Source organism: Pseudomonas sp. St316 (genome assembly GCF_018325905.1).
Taxonomy (GTDB): Bacteria; Pseudomonadota; Gammaproteobacteria; order Pseudomonadales; family Pseudomonadaceae; genus Aquipseudomonas.
Genome location: NZ_AP021901.1, coordinates 3750366 through 3772175 on the forward strand (window position 1 = coordinate 3750366; position 21810 = coordinate 3772175).

The window sequence follows — 21810 nt, forward strand, 5'->3', positions numbered from 1 at the left end:
CATTTGCGGAGGCCGAACATGCTTCGCCAGCTCCATGCCCTACCCGGTTTGATTGCCGCCCTTTTGGTCATGCTATTGGCCGTCAGCGGCGCGATATTGTCTGTCAATCCGGCCCTTGAACGCCTGAACAACACGTCCACGGCGCTCGGGCAAGTCAATGTCGCTCAGTTGGCGGGACGCGTCGCCGAGCACTTTCCAGCCGTGGAGCAGATCCAGCGTACGGCGTCCGGGACGGTCATCGTCTACTACAACCGTGAAGGCCAGGTCGGCGCCGAGGAGGTCGACCCGCTGAGCGGTCAAGGCTTGGCACCGTACGAGCCCGGTACCTTCTCGCGCTGGATGAAAGACCTGCACCGCTCGCTGTTCCTGGGTTCGCCGGGCCATGGGCTCGCAGGGGCCGGCGCGCTGCTCATGCTGATGCTGTTGGTGTCCGGGGCGCTGTTGCTGGTCCGGCGGGTCGGCGGCTGGCGCAACCTGCTGCGTCCACTGCGGGGCAACTTCAGCCAGCGTTGGCACGCGCAAGTCGGACGCCTGGCGCTATGGGGGCTGCTGTTGTCGGCCCTCAGCGGGCTCTATCTGTGCGCCGTTACGTTCGACTTCATCGCCGATGGCAGCCAAGTCGAGCCCGCGTTCCCCGACCGCGTCAGCAGCGCCCCAGCCTTGCCGGTGGCGAACCTGCACGCTTTGGCCTCAATCGATCTGAATGACCTGCGCGAACTCGTCTACCCCAGTCCCAATAACCCGCAAGACGTGTTTTCCTTGCGCACGGCCCAGGGCGACGGCTATGTGGACCCGGCCCGCGGCAACCTGCTGTCCTATCAAGCCCATGACGGGATGCACACCGTCTACGAATGGATCTACCGATTGCACACCGGTGAAGGGCTGTGGTGGCTCGGCCTGTTGCTTGGCCTTAGCGCACTTTGCGTGCCGTTGATGAGCATCACTGGCCTGCTGATGTGGTGGCGTCGCCGCAAAGCCGCGCCGAACATCCGTCATGACAGCTCCGCGCAATCCGCCGACATCGTGATCCTGGTAGGCAGCGAAACCAACAGCACCTGGGGCTTTGCCAACACCTTGCATGAAGCCTTGCACCAAGCCGGTCACCGCGTCCACAGCGCGGCAATGAATCAATACGCCAACGCCTGCATCAACGCGCAACGGGTGTTCATCCTCACCGCAACCCACGGTGACGGCAACGCCCCGGCCTGTGCTTCGCAGTTCCTGGCCCAGCTGGCCAGCACTGGCCTGAAACCCGGACAGGCGTTTGCCGTATTGGGCTTTGGTGACCGCCAGTTTGCCCAGTTCTGTCAATTTGCCCACCAGGTGCAGGACGCCTTGTTGCAGGCCGGTGGCACGCCGTTGATCGCCCTGGAAACCATCAACCGCCAGTCCTCCCAGGAATTTGCTCGCTGGGGCCATGCCGTGGGTGAGGCGCTGGGGCATGACTTGACGTTGATCCACACCGCACAGCCGCCACGCACCCATCAACTGATGCTGGTCGAGCGCATTGCCTATGGTGAACAGGTAGGCGCGCCCACCCACGTACTGCGTTTCAAAGCCTCAGGGACGTTACCGGCCTTTGAGGCCGGAGATCTGGTCGGCATCCTGCCCCCTGACAACCCCCTCCCTCGGTTTTACTCGCTGGCCAGCAGCTCACAGGACGGCGTGCTGGAGATCTGTGTACGCAAACACAAAGGAGGCCTGTGCTCATCATTACTTCACAGTTTGGAGATCACGGCGACCATCGACGCCTTTATCCAACCGAACCCACAATTTCGCCCAGCGTCGGGGGCGCACCCAGTGATCCTGATCGGCGCCGGTACCGGCATCGGCCCCCTGGCCGGTTTTATCCGAAACAACAAGGCCCACCACCCGATGCACTTGTATTGGGGCGGGCGCAACCCGGCCTCGGACTTCCTCTACGAAACCGAGCTCAACCATTACCTGGCTGACCGTCGCTTGACGGCATTGCACGCGGCCTTTTCCCAGGTCATGGACCGTTCCTACGTGCAAGACCGGCTGATCAGCGACGCCCTGATGTTGCGGCGGCTGATAGAAAAAGGTGCCCAGGTACTGGTTTGCGGCGGTCGCGAGATGGCCAAGGGCGTGATGCTGGCGCTGGACGAAGTGCTGGCTCCCCTCAACCTGAATGTGCTGACCCTCAAAGCACAGGGGCGCTACCGCGAAGATGTCTACTGAATGGCGACGCTACAGCCTGAACGGCGAAACCATGGGCACGCGCTACACCGCCCTGTTCTACGCCCCGGCCAAACCCGATATCCCCGCAGTCAGCCACGCGCTGGCAAGTGCCGTGGCCCGGGTGGACCAGCAAATGTCGACCTGGAAACCCGACTCCGACCTCAATCGCCTCAACAACGCACCTTTGCAAGAATGGATAGCCGTGCCCGAGGAGCTGACCACGGTATTGTCTGCGGCGCTGCGCGTCAGCCGGCAATCGGGCGGTGCCTTCGACATCGCCGTTGGTGATCTGGTGGACGCCTGGGGCTTCGGTCCCGGCGAGAGGTCCATCACGGAGTCGGCGCTCGATGGGTTGCCTGCGCCAACTCGGCGCTCGACTCGTGCCGCGCTGGTCGTTGATTCACAACGCAACCAGGTGCGCAAACAGGCACCGCTGAACCTCAATTTGAACGGCATTGCCAAAGGTTTTGGTGTCGATGAACTGGCCCGCTGCCTGGACAGGTTTGGCATCACGCGCTATCTGGTAGGCATCGACGGCGAGATGCGTGCCCGCGGCAGCAAACCGGATGAGCAGCCTTGGGTCGTGGCCATAGAAAAACCCCATCGGGGCGTGCGTGAGGTCATGGGTGTGATGGAACTCAGCGACGCTGCCATCGCCACCTCCGGGGATTACCGACACTGGGTCGACATCAAGGGGCAATCCTTCGCCCATACGATGAGCCCGGCCACCGGTGCCCCGCTGTGCAACGCACTGGCAGCCGTCACGGTGGTATCAACCTCATGCATGCTCGCCGACGCCTGGGCCACAGCGTTGATGGTACTGGGCGAAAACCAAGGCCCCCGCTTGGCGCAAGAACGAGGGATGGACGCATTGTTCGTCGTGCGCGACGGTTTGCAGCTCAAGGAAATATCCATTGTCGGTGGGCAGTTGCAAGCTCAGGTCCAAACGCGCTGACGCCGAGCCTCGAATCGCGGCGGCAGTGAAGCAAGGCCCGTTTTAACGGCGCAAGCAATCGGATTTCATTCGATCATCGGTACCTTGGCGGCCCGTTGATAAGGCCCGTACTCGACCGGTACCCACTGGAAGTGCCCGCCCATCGCACTGATATGCCCTATCCCCGGAAACGGCAGATGCGCCGCCGTCACCCAGGTCTTGGCGGTGGCCGCCTCATTGAACACCTTGGCCCGGCTCTCGATCGCCCGTCGATTGTCGACATCGAAACGAATCGATACTTCGGGATGCTCAAACTGCACCGCCAGGTTATGCACCAGGTCCCCCATGAACAGGATGCTCTGGCCTTGGGAGGTAAAACGGTACGTAGTGCTGCCGGGCGTATGCCCAGGCTCCAGTTCGGCATTGACACCGGGCACTGGCGACTGGCCGCTGGCGAAGGTCTTGAAGCGGCCGGCTGCCACATAAGGAGCGGTGGAGTCCTGAGCGATCTTGAAGAACTCCCGGGCACCGACGGGCGCCTTGGTCATCGCCTGGGGATCGAGCCAGTAATCGGCTTCCGCCTTCGCCGCGTAGACCGTCGCGTTGGCGAACAACGGTTGCTGCTTGTCGTCGACCAGCCCGCACACGTGATCCAGGTGCAAATGAGTCAGCAGGATGGCATCAACCTGCTCCGGGCGATAACCGGCGGCCTGCATGTTCGCCGAGAGCATTCCAGCCGTGGCGCCGATGCACTGGCCGGCACCGGTGTCCACCAAGATCAGTTGCTTACCGGTATTGACCAGAAAAGCGTTGAAGGCAGTCTGCACCCCCGGCGTTTCAATCGAGCGACGGGCGAGCAAGGCGCGGATCTGGCTTTGGCTCAGGCCTTCGAGCAGCTTGGGAGAGAGATCGTTGTAGCCGTCGAACAGCGCCGTCACTTCATAGTCCCCCACCGCCAGGCGGTAATAACCGGGAACTTGAGTGGCCTGCAGCGGCGCCTGGGCCAGAGCGTCCAACGATGTCAGCGCCAATGCCAGGCCTGCTCCACGCAATGCGCACACCAGAGAATGCTTCATACCTTCACCTTGATCGAGTCAGAAGAACGGCCACCCATACACCAGCCGGAGAAGGTCATCATGCACTCGCCCCGCACAGCAAAAATTGCAGCCATGTGCTGAATGAGTACTACGCCCGGCGCCGAACCCGAACGCAATTAACAACGTTTAACTCGCACACTCGCGCCCCGCACCCAAGAATGAAGCCCTCTGTCCAGACCTGTTTTCTCATGCCGGAAGCTGCCTGCCCACCGTGCGGTGCGCCGGACATTTCCCGCTGACACGGAATGTTTGTCATGGCTCATGCATCGCACACCACCCTCAGGGCGCCCATCAAGCCCACGCGCAAAACCAGCATCGGTGGCCTGTCTCCCTGGCGCGAAAGCCTGGTCAAGAAAATGATTCTCGACGGCCTGAGCGACACCCTGGAAATTGCTGAACTGGCCAAGGCCTGCGCCCTGTCCCGCAGTCATTTCTCCCGAGCCTTCAAGTGCAGCACCGGCCAGTCCCCTCAGGCCTGGATCCGTAGCCAGCGCATCGCCCGGGCCAAACAACTGATCCGGGAGACCGACTTGACCCTGACGCAAATCAGCCTGGAATGCGGGTTCTGCGATCAGGCGCATTTTTGCCACATCTTCACCCACAGCGAAGGCATCAATCCGTTCGCCTGGCGATGTCGAGAACTGCGCGCTCAGCCGTACACACCTGGCTGCGCGTAATACCGCCCTTCGCCCGTCCAACTTTCACATGGAAATGAAGCATGTTGTTTGCACCAAACCACTCAACCATGGTCCTGAAACCGCTCTGGCTGCTTGCCCTGTTCACCGGCAGCGCCGCGCCGGCGCTGGCAGCGGACCTCGGACCAAGCACGCCTGGCTTTCTCGACGGGGCGACGCTGGAAGTCCTCAGCCGCAACTTCTACCTCAACAATGACTATCGCACCCCGACTGCGGCAGGTAAAAGCTACAAACAGGAATGGGCCCAAGGCTTCATCACTTCGTTCGAGTCCGGTTTCACCCCCGGCACGATCGGCGTAGGCATCGATGCCCACGGGTTCCTGGGGTTGAAACTGGACGGCGGCAAGGGGCATTCCGGAACGGGGCTATTGCCGCTGGATGAGAACGGGCGAAGCGAGGACCAGTACTCCAGCGCCGGCGGCGCGCTGAAATTCAACACCTCACGCACCACCCTGGCGGTCGGCGAAATGACCGTGCAGAGCCCGGTATTCGACACCGCAGACAAGCGCCTGCAACCGGAGTACACCAGCGGCCTGCTGCTCTCCAGCCGCGAGTTCGAAGGGGTCGACCTGCAAGCGGGTCACTTCAGTGCGTTCAAGAATCAGGACGCGTCGACCGGCAAGGGTGATTTTTCCGGGTATGGGGCGACGACGCGCCACGGCGCCATCGACTTCATCGGCGCCGACCTGTTCACTGGCCAAGCCTTGGGCGGCGCGCTCTACGCCTCCGAACTGAGCGACACCTGGCGCCAGTACTATGCCAACCTGCATACCACCCTTGGCGAACTGTTCCTCGACGGCAACCTGTATCACACCCGCGACGATGGCAAGGCCATTGCCGGGGCCATCGACACCACAGCCTATAGCCTGAGCGGCAAGTACCGGCTCAATGCCCAGGCGTTCACCCTGGCCTATCAGAAAATCAACGGCGACACGCCCTTCGATTTCGTCGGCGGCGACTCCATCTACCTGGCCAACTCGATCAAATATGCCGACTTCAATGGCCCCGGCGAGCGCTCGTGGCAAGCGCGCTACGACCTTGACCTGGGCACCCTGGGCATCCCCGGCCTGAGCTTCATGGCCCGCTATGTGACTGGACGCGGGATCGACGGCAGCCATGCCCCCCAAGGCGGTGCCTACAACCCGTTCGATACCGATACCAACAGCTACCGTCCGCAACAAGGGGACGGCGGACGCCATTGGGAGCGCGACCTGAACCTGCACTACATCGTGCAGTCAGGCCCGGCGAAGGACCTGTCGTTGCAACTGTCCCATGTCACCCATCGCGCCAACACCAGCCAGGGCGGCGATGACATCGACCGGCTGTACCTCGTTATTGAGTACCCACTCAAGCTGGGGCCGCTCTGACTCTCCCGCAATTGGGAGCGCTGATGTTCTAGTCAAAGCGGCCAGTAGCAAGACGGCCGACCTCAGGCCGTGCATACAAATACCCCTGCATCAGTTCAATACCCATGCCTAAAAGCATTGAGCTTTCTTCATGGGTCTCGACACCTTCAGCGATGACTAAAATCCCCAGGCGCCTGGCGACCAGAATGATGCCTTCCACGATCGCTTGTTTGATGAGGTCTTGATCAATGTTGCGGGTCAGTGCCATATCGATCTTCAGCACCTGGGGTTGGAACATGGCCAGCAAGTTGAGGCCCGAATAGCCAGAACCAAAATCGTCAATGGCGGTTGTGAAGCCTTGACGCTCGTACTCCACGAAAATTCCCTTGAGATGATCCGGGTCGTCCACCCTTTCGCCTTCGGTGACTTCGAACATGATCCTGTCTGGCGGGAAGTTTGTCAGGCGCGCAGCTTCCAAGGTCGCCCGGATACAGGTTTCGGGCCGGTACACGGCCTTGGGTAGAAAATTAATGCTCAGCAAGCAATTGGGGATCTCCAGAATGCCCAATCTGGCGGATTCTTCGATGGCCTTCACGCGGCATGCCTGATCGAATCGATAACGGTTGCCGTCGTTCACCATCCCCAGAATGTAGCCTGCCGACTCGCCATTGATGCCCCTCACCAACGCCTCATAGGCAAACGCCGCGCGCGTGCGGACGTTGAAAATCGGCTGAAAGGCCATGGTGAAATCAAACCCCAACGCCTCATGGTTACGGCACTCGGCGCAACCGAGTGATTTGAATGCAGAGCCTTTCATCATGGTCAGTCTTCCGTGGCGGGAATGACCCGCCTTTGCAGTTGCACCGAAGTGTAGCCATATCCCCTGAATCGGCATGAACCCGGGTTTCTGAAGTGTCAGGGAAACCAGAATCGGCAGACACTCCTTGCGTAGGCGCCTTGGAACCCTAGCTGTAAAGAAGCTTCGCACTTGTGTGTATGCTGGTAGCGGCCGCCGCCCCGCCTGTATAAGTCCTGGGGTGAATCGCGTAGTGGTCTATCAACGATTAGGTACCGGAGAACGCTGATGAATCTTGACTGGATCAACTTCACGCCCTGGTCATCCCTGGCCGGCGGTATGTTGATTGGCTTGGCGGCTAGCCTGTTCGTGGTCGCTAACGGCCGGATCGCCGGCATCAGTGGGCTGATCGGCAGCCTGCTGCAGCGGGGCAGCGAAGGCCTGGGCGAAAAGGCTCTGTTTCTCCTGGGCCTGCTGGTCGCGCCGCTGGTATGGGGCGTGTTTGCGACGTTGCCACCGATCGAGTTCCAGAATGGCTGGCTCGGCCTCATTGTCGCGGGCCTGTTGGTGGGTGTCGGCACGCGTTACGGTTCGGGTTGCACCAGTGGCCATGGCGTGTGCGGTATATCGCGCCTTTCACCGCGCTCGATGGTCGCCACGGCGTGTTTCATGCTCAGCGGTTTCGCCACGGTGTTTGTCCTGCGTCACGTGATGGGGGTTTGAACATGCGCAAACTGACGGCATTCATCGCCGGCCTGCTCTTTGGCTTGGGGTTGCTCCTGGCAGGCATGGCCAACCCGAAAAAAGTGTTGGGTTTCCTGGACCTGGCCGGCACTTGGGACCCGTCCCTGGCGCTGGTGATGATCGGGGCGATTGGCACCGCCATTGTCCCCCTGGCCTGGGCGCGCCAACGGACCCAGTCGCTGCTGGGCAGCCCCATGCAGTTGCCGGTCAAGCGAGAACTGGACCGACGCCTGATCGGTGGCAGCCTGGTGTTCGGCATTGGCTGGGGCATTGCCGGCATCTGTCCTGGTCCCGCCGTGGCCATCCTGCTAACCGGACACTGGCAAGCCTTTGTGTTCATGCTGGCCCTGTTGGCGGGCATGTTGTTGTTCTCCGTGCTGGAAAACCGGCGCGGCCATTGATCGGGAGATCGCTTAGAAGCGCCCTATTTCCAAGGTCGCGCACAGCCCACCCTCGGTGCGATTCTCCAAGCGTATGCGCCCTCCCAGATGATCCGCGATGGTGCGTACAATCGTCAGACCCAACCCCGCCCCCTGGTCATTGCCGCGGCTGTAGAACCGCTCGAAGAGCCGCTCACGCTCGGCCTCGTCGATACCCGGCCCCTGGTCTTCGACTGACAGCTCGTAGTGGTCGCCCTTCCTGGCCAGTCGTACCGTGATCGTGCCGTTGGCCGGAGAAAAGTTGGCCGCATTGGTCACCAGGTTATTCAAGGCGATGTCGATGGCCACCGGGTCGATGCGAACCGGGCCGATGTCATCGCTGACATCCAGCACCGGCTCGAGTCCCTTGCTCAACAACCAGGGCGTCAGTTGAACCAGGCTCGCACGAACCGTGGCAGGCAGGTCGATGACCGCCGGCGTCGGAACGCCTGCCTGCGGTTCGAGCCGCGCCATGGTGAGCAGTTGATTGACCAAACGCGTGGTGCGATCGACGCCAGCGATCAGGTGCTCCAGGGACTCGCGACGGTTTTGCTCGCTCCCCGCCTCTATCAGGTTCTGTGCATGCACCCGCAGCACGGCCAAGGGCGTACGCATTTCATGGGCGGCGTCGGCAATGAAACGCCGCTCACGGCCCATCACCTCCTGGATCTGCGCCAGGACGCGGTTGAGGGCCGCCTGCATGGGCTCAAGCTCCGTAGGCAGCGGCATCATTTGCAGGGGTTCGAGTGAGCCGGGATGCCTGGCCCGCAACTTCGCTGCCATATCGATCAGGGGCTTGAGCCCCCAGCCGATGGCCAGCCAGATCACGGCGGCCAGCACCACGCTGCCGATCAGGTTGGGCACGACAGTGTGACGAACAATGCGGTCGACCAGGTCGGCACGCACGTCGTCACGCTCACCCACCCAGATTTTCAAACCGTATTGCGCGTCGTCCAGGACAAACGCCCGCCATTTACGGCTTCTCTGGTCCACAACCTCGCTGAAACCGGGCGCGCCCGGCGGTGAGGTGAACGACGGTGCGCTGGAGGTATGAACCAGCACCGAACCTTGTGAGTTCCAGACCTGAAAGGCAATCTTGCTTTCATAGGGATGGCCATCGACCCTGGGAACCGCCTGCCCCAGCGCCGAATTGAACGCCTGATACAACTCGGCGTGCTCCTTGTTCGCCATCGGCATGCGCATCACACCCTGCAACAGCCGGGCGTTTTGCGCCAACTGGGCATCGTAGACCTCGGCGATTTCGTGGTTGCTGTCATGCAGGTTGAACACGGTGATGATCAACAGGCCAAGGAACAGCAAGCCGAGGATCAACGTCAGGGTGCGACGCCGGATCGAGCTCATCGACGCTCCTCCACCAGGTAACCGACACCGCGAATGGTACGAATCAGGTCGGTGGAGAATTTCTTGCGCAGGTGATGGATGTGCACCTCCAGCGTGTTGCTCTCGGCCTCCTCGTTCCAGCCGTAGAGCAACTGCATCAGATGATCGCGGGTCATGACGCGCCCCGGCGGCGAGAGCAGTTCATGGAGCAACTGATACTCCTTGGGTGTCAGGGCCACCGGTTGGCCCTGATAACTGACTTGCTGAGTACCGGGATTCAGGCTGATGCCGGCATGTTCGATCAAGGCTTGGGCGCGGCCGGCGCTGCGGCGCAACAAGGCCCGTAGCCGGGCCTTGAGCTCCGCCAGATCGAAGGGCTTGACCAGATAATCATCGGCCCCGGCGTCCAACCCGGCGATGCGATCCTCGGTGGCGTCGCGGGCGGTGAGGATCAGCACGGGCAGGTTGGAGCCACTGTCACGCAAGCGACGCAACACTTGCAGGCCGTCCATGCGTGGCAAGCCAAGGTCAAGCACCGCCAGGTCAAACGTTTCACTGAGCAGCGAATGCAAGGCGCTGCTGCCATCCTGTACCCAGTCGACGGTATAGCCTTCGCGACTCAGGGCCTGATGGATGCCCTCCCCCAAGGCCACGTCGTCCTCGATCAGTAATAAACGCACAGACGCTCCTGTCAGTTCAGTTGCTTGTTCACATCCACCAGTAACGCGTCGATCTCCTTGCGGCGCCCGGCATCGGCCGTTTCCCGACCCGGTCGCGGCGCTGCCTGCAAGGCTTTTTGCAGCGCTGCCTTGGCTTCGCTGTAGCGCTTCTGACGGTAGAGGTGATCGCCCCAAAAGTACAGGCTGTCAATGCCGTTCGGGTTGAGTTGCAAAGCCTGCTGGAGCAATTGCTCGGCCTTGTCCGAGTCGCCAAAACCCAGGGGCCAACCCGGCACCCGGTCGTAGAGCGCGCCGAGGCTGGTGTAGGCCGAGCCTTGCAGGGCCTTGGGGTCCAGGGCCAGGGCTTTTTCCAGGTCGCCCTTGGCATCCTTGACCTTGCCCAGCGCACCGAGCCCACCCTTGGCGCCGGCCCAACTGCTGTTGACGATGCCAGACCAGATCCAGGCTTCAGCCACCGATTGGCGCGCTTGCTTGAACGCCGACGCCTGGACGGCGAGCTTTTCGAACGCATCAGCACGTTGGCCTTCGGGCACTTCATATTGAATGTGGGCCCAGCTCTGCTGGATGTCGCTGAGACGTTGCTGGTCGGCCGCCTCCAACGCCCAGGCGCTCTGGCTCAGGGTGCCGATCAATAGGCAAGCGAGGATTTTTTTCATGGCTTGAGGTGCTCGTTTTCAGGTTTGTGACTGAGGCGGCGCACCAGCGGCAATTGTTTGCGCAAGCCACGGTCCACCAGGTTGGGCAGCAGGCTGTTGAGGCCGACGAAAAAGCGTTCAGGCCAGCCCAGGTAAAGTTCGCGACGGTCACCGACAATGGCGTGGATCACCGCCGTCGCCACGGTTTTCGGGTCGTCGACATTGGCCTTGAGCGCCTGGTTGAGCGCGTCGGCCGCCGGGCTGTTCATCGAGGTACGGGTGGCCCGGGGCGCCACGTAGAGCACCCCGACACGGGTGTCGGCCAACTCCCGGCGCAAGGCTTCGGAAAAACCACGCAGGGCAAACTTGCTGGCGCAGTAGCTGGCATAGCCCGGGTAGCCGATTGATCCATAGGTCGAACCGACGTTGACCACCATTGCGCTGTCGGCCTGCTTGAGCAGCGGCAAAAACAGTTTGGTCAGGCAGATCGGCGCACTGATGTTCAACGCCAGCATGGCGTTGATTTCACTGTCGTCGAGTTGTTCAAGCATGGCGAAGTGGTTCACGCCAGCGGCATTGACCAGCAGGTTAATGCCCCCCAGGGCCTCGGCGGCGACCAGCACTTTGCGCCGATCGGCGAGGAAGGTCAGGTCGGCTTCGACCCAGCTCAAGTGCTGCGGATAACGCTCCAGCAACGGCTGCAAGGCTTGGCGATGCCTGGCCACAGCCAGCACCTGCGCACCACTGTCGCACAGGGCGGCGGCGATGGCCTGGCCGATTCCGCCGCTGGCCCCCGTCAGCACGACACGTGCATCACACAGGCGCATGTTCATGCTCCCCGTCACGCGGCAGGCCGCGGAACATGTCGGTGTACAACCGGTACACCACCTTGGAGGCATGGATCACCGCAGCCTGGTCCGCCGGATCCTCCAATCGGTTCATCAAGCCGCGATAGGTCTGCATATGTTCGATGTCGAGCGACCCATGGGAGCTGAGGTAGCTGAACGCCGTGGGTGGCAACTCCAGGCGCTGGCGGATGCTGTCGGCGGCATGGGTCGCCAGGGCAATACTAGTGCCCTCCAGCACATTGACCATGCCGAACAGGCCCACTGGGTTGCCCCGGGCGATCAAGTCATAGAGGAAACTGACCATCAGTTCGATGGGCAACGATGGCTGGCCGTTGCGTACCGCCTCCTTGTCGCCACCGCACACGGCAATGTCATCCAGCACCCATTGCTCGTGGCCGTACTCTTCGTCGATGTATTCGCACACGGCCTTGCGCAGCCATTCCAGGTGCGCAGGCAGGCGCGACCCGCACGCCATCATCAACGGTACGGTATGGCGCACGTGGTAATACGCCTGGATCAGGAAGCCCCGGTAACTGGCCAGGCTGACCTGGCCGTTGAGGGCGTCACGAATGATCGGCAGATTGAACAGGGTCTGGCGTTCTTGCTGGGTGGCTTCTTGCAACGTGTCAAAAAAACTCATGATGGGGATTCCTCGGACAAGACAGATGAAGTGAGCTGCGCGCGGTAATGCTCGACGATGGCCTCCCGACGTGGCCGGCCATTGGCGGTGAGCATGCCGTTGGCAGCGCTGAAGGGTTGGTCCAGGCGCGTCCACCGATGGACCTGTGCGTAATCGGGCAGCGTGTCGTTGGCCTTGGCCACGGCCAATTCCAGCGCTTGATCGGTGCACTCGGCCCGAGCGGGCCAGAGCAGCGCATGGTTGTGCGGCATGGCTTCGCCATAAACGAAGGCCTGGGCAATATCACCGCCCTGGGTGAGTTCGGCTTCAACCCATTCGGGGTTCACGTTGCGACCGAAGCTGGTTACGAACTGGTGTTTCTTGCGCCCGCGCAGGTAAAGGAAACCGTCTTCATCGAACTCACCCAGGTCGCCGCTGGGCCACCATTCGCTGGCGTGCGCAGGCTCACCCAGGTAACCGAGCAGCGTCGAGCCCTTGATCAGGACTTCGCCGTCATCGGCCAAGCGCACCGCCACATGGGGCAGCGGCTGGCCGACACTGCCGGCACGATGGGCCTGTGGCCGGTTGAGACAGACCACCGAGGCGCACTCCGACAGCCCATAACCTTCAAACACCGGCAGGCCAACCCGCTGGGCCCGTTGCAACAAATCGTGGGACACCCGTGCCCCACCGACGGCGGCGAATCGCACGATGTGCGGATTGAACATCTTCTGTTCGGCCGCCGTGACCAACATCAATAGCAGTTGTGGAACCAGGATCAAGCTGTGCGCCCGACGTTCGGCCAGGCAGCCCAGCAGGCGCGTCGGGTCGACCCCACTGGCACCCTGGATGCCGAGGGTGTTCTGGCTGGGCAGGCTTAGCATGGCACCGGCATACAACGCCGCGTAGCAACCAAGGTTTTCCAGCAGAATCGCCAGGGGCAGTATCGCCAGGTGATGCCGGGCCTCGACCGGTTGGCTGGCCTGCTCCAGTTCACGGGCCACCCGCAACAGGCTGTCGGCGCTCAGGCAGACACCTTTGGGTGTGCCGGTGGTACCGGAGGTGAACGTCAGCTTGGCGGTGCCGGCCGGCAGACGGCTCGGGCCGTCGAAGTGCCGTCGCCAGAACTCGCCACTGTGCTGGTAGCCGGCAGCTTGCAGTTGCGCTTCGAACGCGGGCTCGGCAATCACTCGCTCGGCCTGGCTCTGCTCCAGGCAGTGCCGACGTTGAGCCTGGCTGAAAAAACCGGGCAGGATGACGCAGGTCAACCCTTCGAACAGCGCGGCAAGGTCCCAGAGCATCGCTTCGATGCCGTTGTCCAGGGCCAGGGCGACAACGCTGATGTGCTCATCGCGCAGGCGCTGCTGGCGGTACACCACTTCGGAATAAAGTGTCGCGTAGTCGAGCTGCGAGCCGTCGCCCCACAGCGCCACGGCATGGCCCCTGCGCTCGGCATGACCACGCAGAGCGCCCTTGAAGCGTTCCATTTCAGGCGACATGGCTGGTTTCTCCGAGGTCCGTCGGCAGTCCCAGGCGATTGAACAAGCCGGTATTGCGCAGATGAATGAAACCGGCGCGGATGTTCCCGACATGAACCCACGGCTGGCTTTCGTAGTAGCGCCCCCAGAGATGACGGTCCTCGCCGAGGCGCTGCGGGTCGGCCGGGCACAGCGTTACAGGCTTGAGGCCCAGGCGATGGAAGCTGTTGACCAGGCCGATGTTGCCAGTGAACGTAACCCACTCCAGGCCGCCCATGGCCAACAGGTAAGTGATCGCGATGATGCTCAGCCGGGCGCTGCCCGTGTCGCTGGCGGCCAGGTTGCCAACCTCGACGATGCCGGTGCGGTCCACTGGACGGTCGGCGGCGGCACTGATCAAGGGCTCGATGGGGCTGTCCAGGTAACGTTCGAGAAACAGCGGCCCCTGGGCGGCCCGGCGCACACCGGCGACTGCGCAGAGCGTGCCGTGGACATCGTCGAGCCCGAACAGCTGCGGCATGAAGTGACGAATATCGGCGCCGTGGACCTGGCGAAAACGCTGCTGGATGAACGCCTCGAACTCAGCTCGCCGAGGTTGTCCCGGCAAAGCCCGGTGCAAGTGGCGAACCGGCGGGCCGGCGTCGCCAAAGGCCAGCGGCAGGTGGATGTTCCAGTCGAAATCGGGCATGGGTCAACGTTCTCCCTCGGGCTATGGGGAGAAAGTATCGAGGCCGTTTCTTAACGAAGTCTGAAGGTGGCAAATTTTCGGTTCGTTCCAGAGACCGTCCGTTCAAACCTGAACTGCCCCTGATCGCTTTTCCGTAGTACAGTGCGCAAGTCCGATAAATATCCACTTTGAGATGACCTGAAGTCTCAGGAGCAACTTCAATGGACCCGAACACCCCGCCATCCCTCTGCCGCGGTGCTAACAGCATGATCGAAATCACCGAAACCTCCATTGCCCAATTGCGCGCTGCGCTGGAGTCGGGCCAGACAACGGCGGTAGCGCTTGTCCAGGCCTACCTCGCCAGGATCGATGCCTACGACGGCCCCGATACGCCCACAGCCCTCAACGCGGTGGTGGTCCGCAACCCCGATGCATTGAAGGAGGCCCAGGCCAGCGATGCCCGTCGGGCCAACGGCCAGACCCTGGGGCCGCTTGACGGCATTCCTTATACGGCCAAGGACAGTTACCTGGTCAAGGGGCTCACTGCCGCTTCCGGCAGCCCGGCGTTCAAGGACCTGGTTGCTTATCGCGATGCGTTCACCATCGAACGGCTTCGCGCCGCCGGGGCGATCTGCCTGGGTAAGACCAACATGCCGCCCATGGCCAACGGCGGTATGCAGCGCGGGGTGTATGGCCGTGCCGAGAGCCCGTACAACGGCGCCTACCTCACCGCTCCATTTGCCTCAGGCTCGTCGAACGGTGCGGGCACGGCAACCGCCGCCAGTTTCGCGGCGTTCGGCCTTGCGGAAGAAACCTGGTCGAGCGGACGCGGTCCGGCGTCGAACAATGGCTTGTGCGCGTATACGCCGTCGCGCGGCGTGATCTCGGTGCGTGGCAACTGGCCGTTGACGCCGACGATGGACGTCGTCGTGCCCTTCGCCAGGACCATGGCCGACCTGCTCGAAGTGCTGGACGTGGTGGTCGCCAATGACCCGGACACCCGTGGCGACCTGTGGCGCCTGCAACCCTGGGTGCCGATTCCGAGCGTCGACTCGGTTCGTCCAGCCTCGTATCCGAGCCTTGCCAGCCACCCAAGTGCGCTGGCAGGCGTTCGGTTCGGCGTTCCTCGGATGTACATCAACGCCGACCCTGAAGCGGGCACCGCCCAAGCGCCCGGCATCGGCGGCCCGACGGGGCAGCGAATCATCACCCGGCCTTCGGTGATCGCCCTCTGGGAGCAAGCGCGCAAGGCCCTTGAGGCCTGTGGCGCCGAAGTGGTCGAGGTGGATTTCCCCCTGGTGTCCAACTGCGAGGGCGATCGTCCTGGCGCACCCACGGTGTTCACCCGCGGCCTGGTTTCCAAAGAGTTCCTGCACCATGAGTTGTGGGACCTGTCAGCCTGGGCATTCGATGATTTCCTGCGGGCCAACGGCGATCCAACGTTGAATCGTCTGGCCGACGTCGACGGACCGAAGATTTTCCCCCACGACCCGGGCACCCTGCCCAACCGAGAGGATGATCTGGCCGCCGGCATGGATGAGTACGTGAAGATGGCCCAGCGCGGCATCACGCCGTGGGACCAGATCCCGACCCTGCCCGACGGCCTGCGTGGGCTTGAAGAGACACGTCGAATCGATCTGGAGGACTGGATGGAGCGGCTGGGCCTGGACGCGGTGATCTTCCCGACCGTGGCCGATGTCGGGCCGGCGGATGCGGACGTCAACCCGGCATCTGCCGATATCGCCTGGAGCAACGGGGTCTGGGTCGCCAACGGCAACCTCGCCATCCGCCATCTGGGCGTGCCCACCGTCACGGTGCCGATGGGCGTCATGGCGGACATCGGCATGCCCGTCGGGCTGACGTTTGCAGGCCGCGCCTATGACGATTCGACGTTATTGCGACTGGCTTCGGCGTTTGAATCAATCGGCTCAAAACGCCTGATCCCGCCGCGGACACCGCCGCTGTCGGCTTGATCGTTTAGCGGGTTTGGTCTTGGGGCTGCTATGCAGCCCAGCGGGAGCAAGCTCCCTCGCCACAAAAGCAGCGTTCGACTGCATTTTAGGGCACGGGCGTAACCCCGTGGCGAGGGAGCTTGCTCCCGCTGGACTGCGCAGCAGTCCCGAGAGCGGTTCTACAGCCGGAAATACTGTTGCATGGCACGGGAAAGCAGGTCCACCGCCTCATCGGCGTGTGAAGCCTGGGATCGCATGAACACCACCTCGTGCTCCTCAATGACCGGCAGGCCTTCGAGGATCTGCATCGCATCTGTCACCCGCGCGCGGTCTATCAGGCTGATCGCCAACCCGGCCTCCACACACGCCTTAACGGCCTGGTTGGAGGGGCTTTCCAGGACGACTCGGGTCCTGCGGCCGCTTTGCCTGAGGGCCTCCATCATCGCTTGCCGATAAGGACATTGCACCGCATGCACCGCCAGCGGCAAAGGCTCCATCGAAGCCACCGTCATGTGGACCGGACCGACCCAGACTGGCGTGGTGGAAACCAGCACTTGCCCCTCGGCACTGACCTGCCCCTTCGGCTGCGCAACGACCGCTGCCTGGAGCTTGCCGCGCAGGACCTGGTCACGTAGCGCATAGCTGGGCGCGGTCTTGAGTTCCAGCACCACGTTGGGCCACGCGGCGGCGAAGGTCGGGAGGATGTCGCGAATGACATGTTCGGCGTATTCGTCCGGCACCCCCAGCGTGATGCGTCCCGCCAGCCGGGTTCCGTGCAGATCGGCCAGTACCCGGTCATGGGTGCTCAGCAGCTCCGTCGTCGCCACGAGCAGACGCTTGCCCAATGCGGTGAGGGATACCGATTGATTGTCCCGGTTGAGCAAACGCCCGCCAGCGACCGCTTCCAGGCGCTGGATATGCACACTGACCGCCGCCGGGCTTTTGTGCAGTTGTTCTGCCGCCGCACTGAATTTGCCGATCCGCGCCACCGCATGAAACGTACGTATCAAGTCAATATCGAGTATGGCCGTCATGATTCAATCTTCGTGAAGTATTGATGCATTACATTTTGATTTATTAGATTACGCGGGTTTCGTAGCCTGTGGTCATGAACCCGACTAAATCGATGAACTGCACTTCACTGCCCAAGCCCGACGGGTACTGGCTAATTCCATTGCCATTGCTCGAGGCGGCGTTGCTGCTGACGTGGAGCTCCGGCTTCGTCGGCGCGCGCTTTTCCATGGATTACGCGCCAGCATGGCTGGTGGTGTTCTGGCGTTGCGTCGTGGTCACGCTCGTCCTGTTGCCCTTCGTCGCCAGACAGCTGCGCCGAACCTCGCCCGTCGTGTTGTTGAAAAATGCCGGCATCGGCCTTCTGGCAATGGCGGGCTACCTGGCCGGTATCACCCAAGGCATTGCCCTGGGGGTGCCGGCGGGCCTGGCCGCGCTTGTCGCTGACCTGCTGCCGATGGGCCTGGCGCTGTTGGCTGCGGGTGTACTCAAGCAACGACTGGCCTGGCAGGTCTGGGCCGGGCTGCTCATCGGCCTGCTCGGCGTCATGCTGGTCACTCAAGGCGCGCTGGCGTGGGGCAACGCGCCCTGGTGGGCCTATAGCCTGCCGCTGCTTGGCATGCTCTCGCTCGCCGTCGCGACCCTGTGGCAGAAATATCTACCCGGCGCGCAATCACTGGGCCTGCTGCCTAACCTGTGGCTGCAATGCTGCGTTTCGGGCCTGGCCTTCGCCTTGGTCGGAGCCGCCCGTGGCAGCCTGGCCCCGATACCCAGCACAGGCTTTGTACTGAGCGTCTTATGGACCGCGGGCCTGTCGACGATGGGCGGCTATGGACTCTACTGGCTGTGCCTGCGCCGCGCGACCGCCACCCGGGTCGCCAGCGTCCTGTACCTCAGCCCGCCCATTACGATGCTCTGGGCCTGGGCCATGTTCAACGAACCGCTTTCATGGCCGATGGTGTCGGGCATGGCGGTCTCCGGGATTGGCATCTGGCTGGTCGTCGGCACCGAAGCCCGGCAGGCCAGGCGCCAAGCGTCTGAGCTGGAGCGCTAACCGCCCGGACTTGGCAGCGCGATGATTGCTGTGGCAGCGTAGGCTGGAATTTCAAACAACCCTCACGCCCACAGGCGAAACGGTAGCCATCATGATCTCGCATGTTTTTCTAGGTATCGCCGATTTTGATCGCGCCTTCGTGTTCTATTCAAAGGTCATGGCCGAGCTGGGCCTTGCATTGAAGTTTAGCGACGCCCACAAAGGCTGGGCTGGCTGGATTGCCGAGCATTCGCCTCGCCCGATCTTCGTGATTGGAAAACCCTTTGACGGCAAGGCGAACGAACCCGGCAACGGACAAATGGTGGCTCTGCTTGCACCCAGCCGGGAATCCGTCAGGACCAGCTACGCGACAGCGCTGGCACTGGGCGGGACGTGTGAGGGAGAACCCGGTTTGAGACCCCACTACCACCCCGACTATTACGGCGCCTACTTTCGGGATCTCGATGGCAACAAGCTTTGCGTCTGCTGCCATGATTCGGTGTCGACTTAGTCGTGGTGTTCACAGCATCTGCAAACGACACAAAAACCTGTGGGAGCGAGCTTGCTCGCGATGACGTCGACACAGCCAACATCATCCGCAAACTGACCCACCGCTATCGCGAGCAAGCTCGCTCCCACAGTGGATTGCGGGTGTTCACTGCATCTGAACCCAACACAGAAACCTGTGGGAGCGAGCCTGCTCGCGAAGGCGTCGGCACAGCCAGCATCACCGCAAACTGACCCACCGCTATCGCGAGCAAGCTCGCTCCCACAGTGGATTTGCGGGTGTTCACTGCATCTGAACCCAACACAGAAACCTGTGGGAGCGAGCCTGCTCGCGATGACGTCGGAACAGCCAACATCACCCGCAAACTGACCCACAGCTATCGCGAGCAAGCTCGCTCCCACAGTGGATTGCGGGTGTTCACTGCATCTGAACCCAACCCAAAACCCTGTTGGAGCGAGCCTGCTCGCGAAGGCGTCGGCACAGCCAGCATCACCGCAAACTGACCCACCGCTATCGCGAGCAAGCTCGCTCCCACAGGCCCCTAAACCTCAAGCACCAGCGGCTCGCTTCCTTGGGCCGGCACCGCGCAACAGATCAGCACTTCACCTTCGCCAACCGGTTCGGCCGGCAAGCTCAGGTAATGCACCTGACCGCGGCTCAAGCGGGTTTTGCAGGTGCCGCAGGAACCGCCACGGCAACTGAATTCCGGGTTCAGGCCGCGCGCTTCCGCCAGTTCCAGCAGCGTCCCACTGCCCGGTTCCCAACGTGCCTCCTTGCCGGAACTGGCGAACAAGACCTTCACCGCTTCGCTTGCGGCCGGTACTTGCCCTGGCGCCGGCATGCTGACTTCGAGATCCCTCACAAGCGTCGAGGGACCGAAGGTTTCCGCGTGGATGCGATCATCAGGGATGCGCAGTTTGCGCAGGCCGTCGTACAGCGCCTGGGTAAAGCTGCCCGGCCCGCACAAATAGAAGTCGTAGTCGTTGAGCGGCAGCAGTTTCTTGAGCAGTTCCACATCGATCCTGCCGGCCAGGTCATAGCCCTCAGCGTCCCCCGCCTCAGTGGGCGGCTGGCTGACCATGCGCAGGACCTGCAGCTTGTCGCCGGCACGGGCGGCCAGTTCGTCGATTTCATCGCGAAAAGCCAGGTCGGCCACCGAGCGGGCGCTTTGCACCAGCCAGACCGGGCGCATGCGGCTGATGCGTTGGCCCTGGTAAACCACCTCGCGCAACATCGACAACAACGGTGTGATGCCCACGCCCGCGGCGAGCAAGACCAACGGACGCCGCTCGGTGGCCTGGACGGTGAAATGGCCCTGGGGCGCTCGCGCCTCAATCTCGTGCAGCGCCTGCACCTGATCATGCAGGTGGGATGACACCGAACCATCGCGCTTGACACTGATGCGCAAAAAATCATCCGACGGCGCACTGGATACGCTATAGGTCCGGATCGATGGGGCTTTCTGCCCCTCCAACAAGATCCGCACCGGCAAATGTTGCCCGGCTTCAAACCGGGGCAACCCCAAGCCATCGCTCGCCTGCAAGTAGAACGAGCGAATGTTGTGGCTCTCATCCACCACCCGCGCGACCCGCAATGCACGCCAGCGGCTACGCAGCGCCTCGGCCTGCAAGCGCTCGGTGGCCTGCTCCCAGCTGCCGGTCATCATTGAGTTGGGCGAGTCGCCTTCGGCCTGGTCCTTCCAACGCAGGGCAATGGCCGCCGGGCGATAAACGATGCGTTGCGGGGTAAAGCGCAACAGCCGCTCGGCGCCCTGGAACGCACTGATCTCGGGGTCATCCAGCAGCACTTGTGCCGAGCCACTCATTTGCAGCAGATCGCCCGTCTGGAAATCGACGAACACCAGCCCGGCCCGAGGATTGAGCAGGATGTTGCCCAGCGTGTTGAAGAACAGGTTACCGGAAAAGTCCGGGATGGTCAGCGACCCGTCCTCGTCCACGCGCACGAACCCTGGCTTGCCACCACGGTGAGAAGCATCCACCTGCCGCTCGCCATCGCGCACCACGTAGGTGGCGATATAGAACGAATCGGCGGCCGTCACCAGACGCCGCACCAGCGGGTCGGACACGGTCAGTTGACGCGCTGCAACGGCCTGCGCGTCGACAAAGTGGTACTGGCGCAGGTTGATGTAGCGGGGGCAGTTGCCATACGCCTGGCTCACTGAAATCTCGAGCCCCGGGTCGAGCTGACGACGCACGACACCGTTCATGCGGTTGCGCCTGCGGGTGTGCAACTCGATCCCCAGCATCCCGATGGCATCCCCCTCGCCCATGCCTTCCTGGGCCGGATCATTGGGCTCAGGCTCAAGGTTGATGTGAAGGGTCTGCGGCTCGGGCGAGCTCATGAAGCCCGGTTGCCCCGCGCGCAGGGTCGCCCAGACGTCGCCTTGCCGGTCCACCGCTCCCAGCACCACGAAAGGCAGTTGGGCGTAAAACGCTCGATGCTGGTCCGGCATCCAGGTGCGCGCCAGTTGCCGCTGACCGACACTGGCCATCATGTCGACTGCCCCGACGGAGCGCTGCAAGGCCAGCTCTCCTTCGTGCCAGGGCGAATTTTTTGCTTGCAAGGCTTCGTCCATCAGCTACTCCTCGCGCTCGCAGCATGAACGCCTGCGCCAGTGCGCTACGGTTGGGGATTGTGCGCCATCGTTTGCACGGCTGTGCAAGTGGCTGGGGTTATCTTCTGCCCAAAGCGGCGGCGCAGGAATACGCACAAACTGCAATCCACCGTTTCATAAAATGGAATGGTGCAAGCACAAGGCTCATGAGTGCGGCGTGCTCGTTGATGCCT

Annotated in this window: 20 protein-coding genes; 9 read left to right on the top strand and 11 right to left on the bottom strand. The window is 62.4% G+C overall.

What is annotated here, in order from left to right:
- Positions 1-18 precede the first annotated feature (18 nt).
- Positions 19-2199, top strand: a complete 2181-nt coding sequence (locus tag KI237_RS16660; RefSeq protein WP_212796184.1) for a PepSY domain-containing protein — start codon at positions 19-21, stop codon at positions 2197-2199.
- Complete coding sequence (locus KI237_RS16665; protein WP_212796185.1) at positions 2189-3154, top strand: FAD:protein FMN transferase; 966 nt, start codon at positions 2189-2191, stop codon at positions 3152-3154. The genes KI237_RS16660 and KI237_RS16665 overlap by 11 nt, the downstream gene beginning before the upstream one ends.
- Positions 3155-3219: 65 nt before the next feature.
- Here the strand turns inward: KI237_RS16665 and KI237_RS16670 are convergent, their stop codons facing one another.
- Positions 3220-4209 (bottom strand): MBL fold metallo-hydrolase, encoded by a 990-nt coding sequence (locus KI237_RS16670; RefSeq protein WP_212796186.1) that lies wholly within the window; start codon positions 4207-4209, stop codon positions 3220-3222.
- Positions 4210-4484: 275 nt separating this feature from the next.
- Between KI237_RS16670 and KI237_RS16675 the strand changes: the two genes are divergently transcribed.
- Both KI237_RS16675 and KI237_RS16680 read left to right on the top strand, forming a co-directional pair.
- The gene (locus KI237_RS16675; RefSeq protein WP_212796187.1) at positions 4485-4907 is read left to right on the top strand and encodes a helix-turn-helix domain-containing protein; all 423 of its coding nucleotides are present in this window, start codon (positions 4485-4487) and stop codon (positions 4905-4907) included.
- Between the two features lie 41 nt (positions 4908-4948).
- Positions 4949-6292, top strand: a complete 1344-nt coding sequence (locus tag KI237_RS16680; protein WP_212796188.1) for an OprD family porin — start codon at positions 4949-4951, stop codon at positions 6290-6292.
- 28 nt (positions 6293-6320) lie between these two features.
- Here the strand turns inward: KI237_RS16680 and KI237_RS16685 are convergent, their stop codons facing one another.
- Positions 6321-7091: an EAL domain-containing protein gene (locus KI237_RS16685; RefSeq protein ID WP_212796189.1), complete on the bottom strand. Its 771-nt coding sequence runs from the start codon at positions 7089-7091 to the stop codon at positions 6321-6323.
- Between the two features lie 264 nt (positions 7092-7355).
- On the opposite strand from KI237_RS16685, the gene KI237_RS16690 reads away from it, so the two are divergent.
- A complete protein-coding gene (locus KI237_RS16690) occupies positions 7356-7790 on the top strand; it encodes a YeeE/YedE family protein (RefSeq protein WP_212796190.1) in 435 nt (144 codons plus the stop codon).
- Between the two features lie 2 nt (positions 7791-7792).
- The gene (locus tag KI237_RS16695) at positions 7793-8212 is read left to right on the top strand and encodes a DUF6691 family protein (protein WP_212796191.1); all 420 of its coding nucleotides are present in this window, start codon (positions 7793-7795) and stop codon (positions 8210-8212) included.
- Positions 8213-8224: 12 nt separating this feature from the next.
- On the opposite strand, the gene KI237_RS16700 is transcribed toward KI237_RS16695, so the two are convergent.
- Genes KI237_RS16700 through KI237_RS16730 form a run of 7 tightly spaced genes read right to left on the bottom strand, consistent with a single transcriptional unit; the run spans position 8225 to position 14519 of the window.
- Positions 8225-9592 carry a sensor histidine kinase gene (locus tag KI237_RS16700; protein WP_212796192.1) on the bottom strand — a complete coding sequence of 456 codons (1368 nt, stop codon included), beginning with the start codon at positions 9590-9592 and terminating at the stop codon, positions 8225-8227.
- A complete protein-coding gene (locus KI237_RS16705; protein WP_212796193.1) occupies positions 9589-10251 on the bottom strand; it encodes a response regulator in 663 nt (220 codons plus the stop codon). Before KI237_RS16705 ends, KI237_RS16700 begins: the two co-directional genes overlap by 4 nt.
- An 11-nt stretch (positions 10252-10262) precedes the next feature.
- Positions 10263-10907 carry a tetratricopeptide repeat protein gene (locus KI237_RS16710; RefSeq protein WP_212796194.1) on the bottom strand — a complete coding sequence of 215 codons (645 nt, stop codon included), beginning with the start codon at positions 10905-10907 and terminating at the stop codon, positions 10263-10265.
- On the bottom strand, positions 10904-11713 hold the full coding sequence (locus KI237_RS16715) for an SDR family oxidoreductase (protein WP_212796195.1): 810 nt from the start codon (positions 11711-11713) through the stop codon (positions 10904-10906). Before KI237_RS16715 ends, KI237_RS16710 begins: the two co-directional genes overlap by 4 nt.
- Positions 11700-12374, bottom strand: a complete 675-nt coding sequence (locus tag KI237_RS16720) for an iron-containing redox enzyme family protein (RefSeq protein WP_212796196.1) — start codon at positions 12372-12374, stop codon at positions 11700-11702. Before KI237_RS16720 ends, KI237_RS16715 begins: the two co-directional genes overlap by 14 nt.
- Positions 12371-13852 (bottom strand): AMP-binding protein, encoded by a 1482-nt coding sequence (locus KI237_RS16725; RefSeq protein WP_212796197.1) that lies wholly within the window; start codon positions 13850-13852, stop codon positions 12371-12373. The genes KI237_RS16720 and KI237_RS16725 overlap by 4 nt, the downstream gene beginning before the upstream one ends.
- A complete protein-coding gene (locus KI237_RS16730; RefSeq protein WP_212796198.1) occupies positions 13842-14519 on the bottom strand; it encodes a thermostable hemolysin in 678 nt (225 codons plus the stop codon). The genes KI237_RS16725 and KI237_RS16730 overlap by 11 nt, the downstream gene beginning before the upstream one ends.
- 245 nt (positions 14520-14764) lie before the next feature.
- Here KI237_RS16730 and KI237_RS16735 point away from each other — a divergent pair, with 245 nt between their 5' ends.
- A complete protein-coding gene (locus tag KI237_RS16735; protein WP_212796199.1) occupies positions 14765-16471 on the top strand; it encodes an amidase in 1707 nt (568 codons plus the stop codon).
- Positions 16472-16629: 158 nt separating this feature from the next.
- Here KI237_RS16735 and KI237_RS16740 read toward each other — a convergent pair whose 3' ends face one another.
- Positions 16630-17484 carry a LysR family transcriptional regulator gene (locus KI237_RS16740; RefSeq protein WP_212796200.1) on the bottom strand — a complete coding sequence of 285 codons (855 nt, stop codon included), beginning with the start codon at positions 17482-17484 and terminating at the stop codon, positions 16630-16632.
- A 74-nt stretch (positions 17485-17558) separates the two neighbouring features.
- Between KI237_RS16740 and KI237_RS16745 the strand changes: the two genes are divergently transcribed.
- Together KI237_RS16745 and KI237_RS16750 are read left to right on the top strand one after the other, a co-directional pair.
- The gene (locus KI237_RS16745) at positions 17559-18515 is read left to right on the top strand and encodes a DMT family transporter (RefSeq protein WP_212796201.1); all 957 of its coding nucleotides are present in this window, start codon (positions 17559-17561) and stop codon (positions 18513-18515) included.
- Between the two features lie 91 nt (positions 18516-18606).
- Complete coding sequence (locus tag KI237_RS16750) at positions 18607-19005, top strand: VOC family protein (protein ID WP_212796202.1); 399 nt, start codon at positions 18607-18609, stop codon at positions 19003-19005.
- 538 nt (positions 19006-19543) lie between these two features.
- Here the strand turns inward: KI237_RS16750 and KI237_RS16755 are convergent.
- The gene (locus KI237_RS16755) at positions 19544-21598 is read right to left on the bottom strand and encodes a 2Fe-2S iron-sulfur cluster-binding protein (protein WP_212796203.1); all 2055 of its coding nucleotides are present in this window, start codon (positions 21596-21598) and stop codon (positions 19544-19546) included.
- Between the last annotated feature and the right edge of the window lie 212 nt (positions 21599-21810).

Coding starts and splice junctions, on each gene's coding strand:
- KI237_RS16715 (WP_212796195.1), bottom strand. CDS start 11,713: ATGCGCCTGTGTGATGCACGTGTCGTGCTGACGGGGGCCAGCGGCGGA.
- KI237_RS16700 (WP_212796192.1), bottom strand. CDS start 9,592: ATGAGCTCGATCCGGCGTCGCACCCTGACGTTGATCCTCGGCTTGCTG.
- KI237_RS16720 (WP_212796196.1), bottom strand. CDS start 12,374: ATGAGTTTTTTTGACACGTTGCAAGAAGCCACCCAGCAAGAACGCCAG.
- KI237_RS16710 (WP_212796194.1), bottom strand. CDS start 10,907: ATGAAAAAAATCCTCGCTTGCCTATTGATCGGCACCCTGAGCCAGAGC.
- KI237_RS16680 (WP_212796188.1), top strand. CDS start 4,949: ATGTTGTTTGCACCAAACCACTCAACCATGGTCCTGAAACCGCTCTGG.
- KI237_RS16740 (WP_212796200.1), bottom strand. CDS start 17,484: ATGACGGCCATACTCGATATTGACTTGATACGTACGTTTCATGCGGTG.
- KI237_RS16690 (WP_212796190.1), top strand. CDS start 7,356: ATGAATCTTGACTGGATCAACTTCACGCCCTGGTCATCCCTGGCCGGC.
- KI237_RS16745 (WP_212796201.1), top strand. CDS start 17,559: ATGAACCCGACTAAATCGATGAACTGCACTTCACTGCCCAAGCCCGAC.
- KI237_RS16670 (WP_212796186.1), bottom strand. CDS start 4,209: ATGAAGCATTCTCTGGTGTGCGCATTGCGTGGAGCAGGCCTGGCATTG.
- KI237_RS16725 (WP_212796197.1), bottom strand. CDS start 13,852: ATGTCGCCTGAAATGGAACGCTTCAAGGGCGCTCTGCGTGGTCATGCC.
- KI237_RS16730 (WP_212796198.1), bottom strand. CDS start 14,519: ATGCCCGATTTCGACTGGAACATCCACCTGCCGCTGGCCTTTGGCGAC.
- KI237_RS16735 (WP_212796199.1), top strand. CDS start 14,765: ATGATCGAAATCACCGAAACCTCCATTGCCCAATTGCGCGCTGCGCTG.
- KI237_RS16695 (WP_212796191.1), top strand. CDS start 7,793: ATGCGCAAACTGACGGCATTCATCGCCGGCCTGCTCTTTGGCTTGGGG.
- KI237_RS16660 (WP_212796184.1), top strand. CDS start 19: ATGCTTCGCCAGCTCCATGCCCTACCCGGTTTGATTGCCGCCCTTTTG.
- KI237_RS16675 (WP_212796187.1), top strand. CDS start 4,485: ATGGCTCATGCATCGCACACCACCCTCAGGGCGCCCATCAAGCCCACG.
- KI237_RS16750 (WP_212796202.1), top strand. CDS start 18,607: ATGATCTCGCATGTTTTTCTAGGTATCGCCGATTTTGATCGCGCCTTC.
- KI237_RS16755 (WP_212796203.1), bottom strand. CDS start 21,598: ATGGACGAAGCCTTGCAAGCAAAAAATTCGCCCTGGCACGAAGGAGAG.
- KI237_RS16665 (WP_212796185.1), top strand. CDS start 2,189: ATGTCTACTGAATGGCGACGCTACAGCCTGAACGGCGAAACCATGGGC.
- KI237_RS16685 (WP_212796189.1), bottom strand. CDS start 7,091: ATGATGAAAGGCTCTGCATTCAAATCACTCGGTTGCGCCGAGTGCCGT.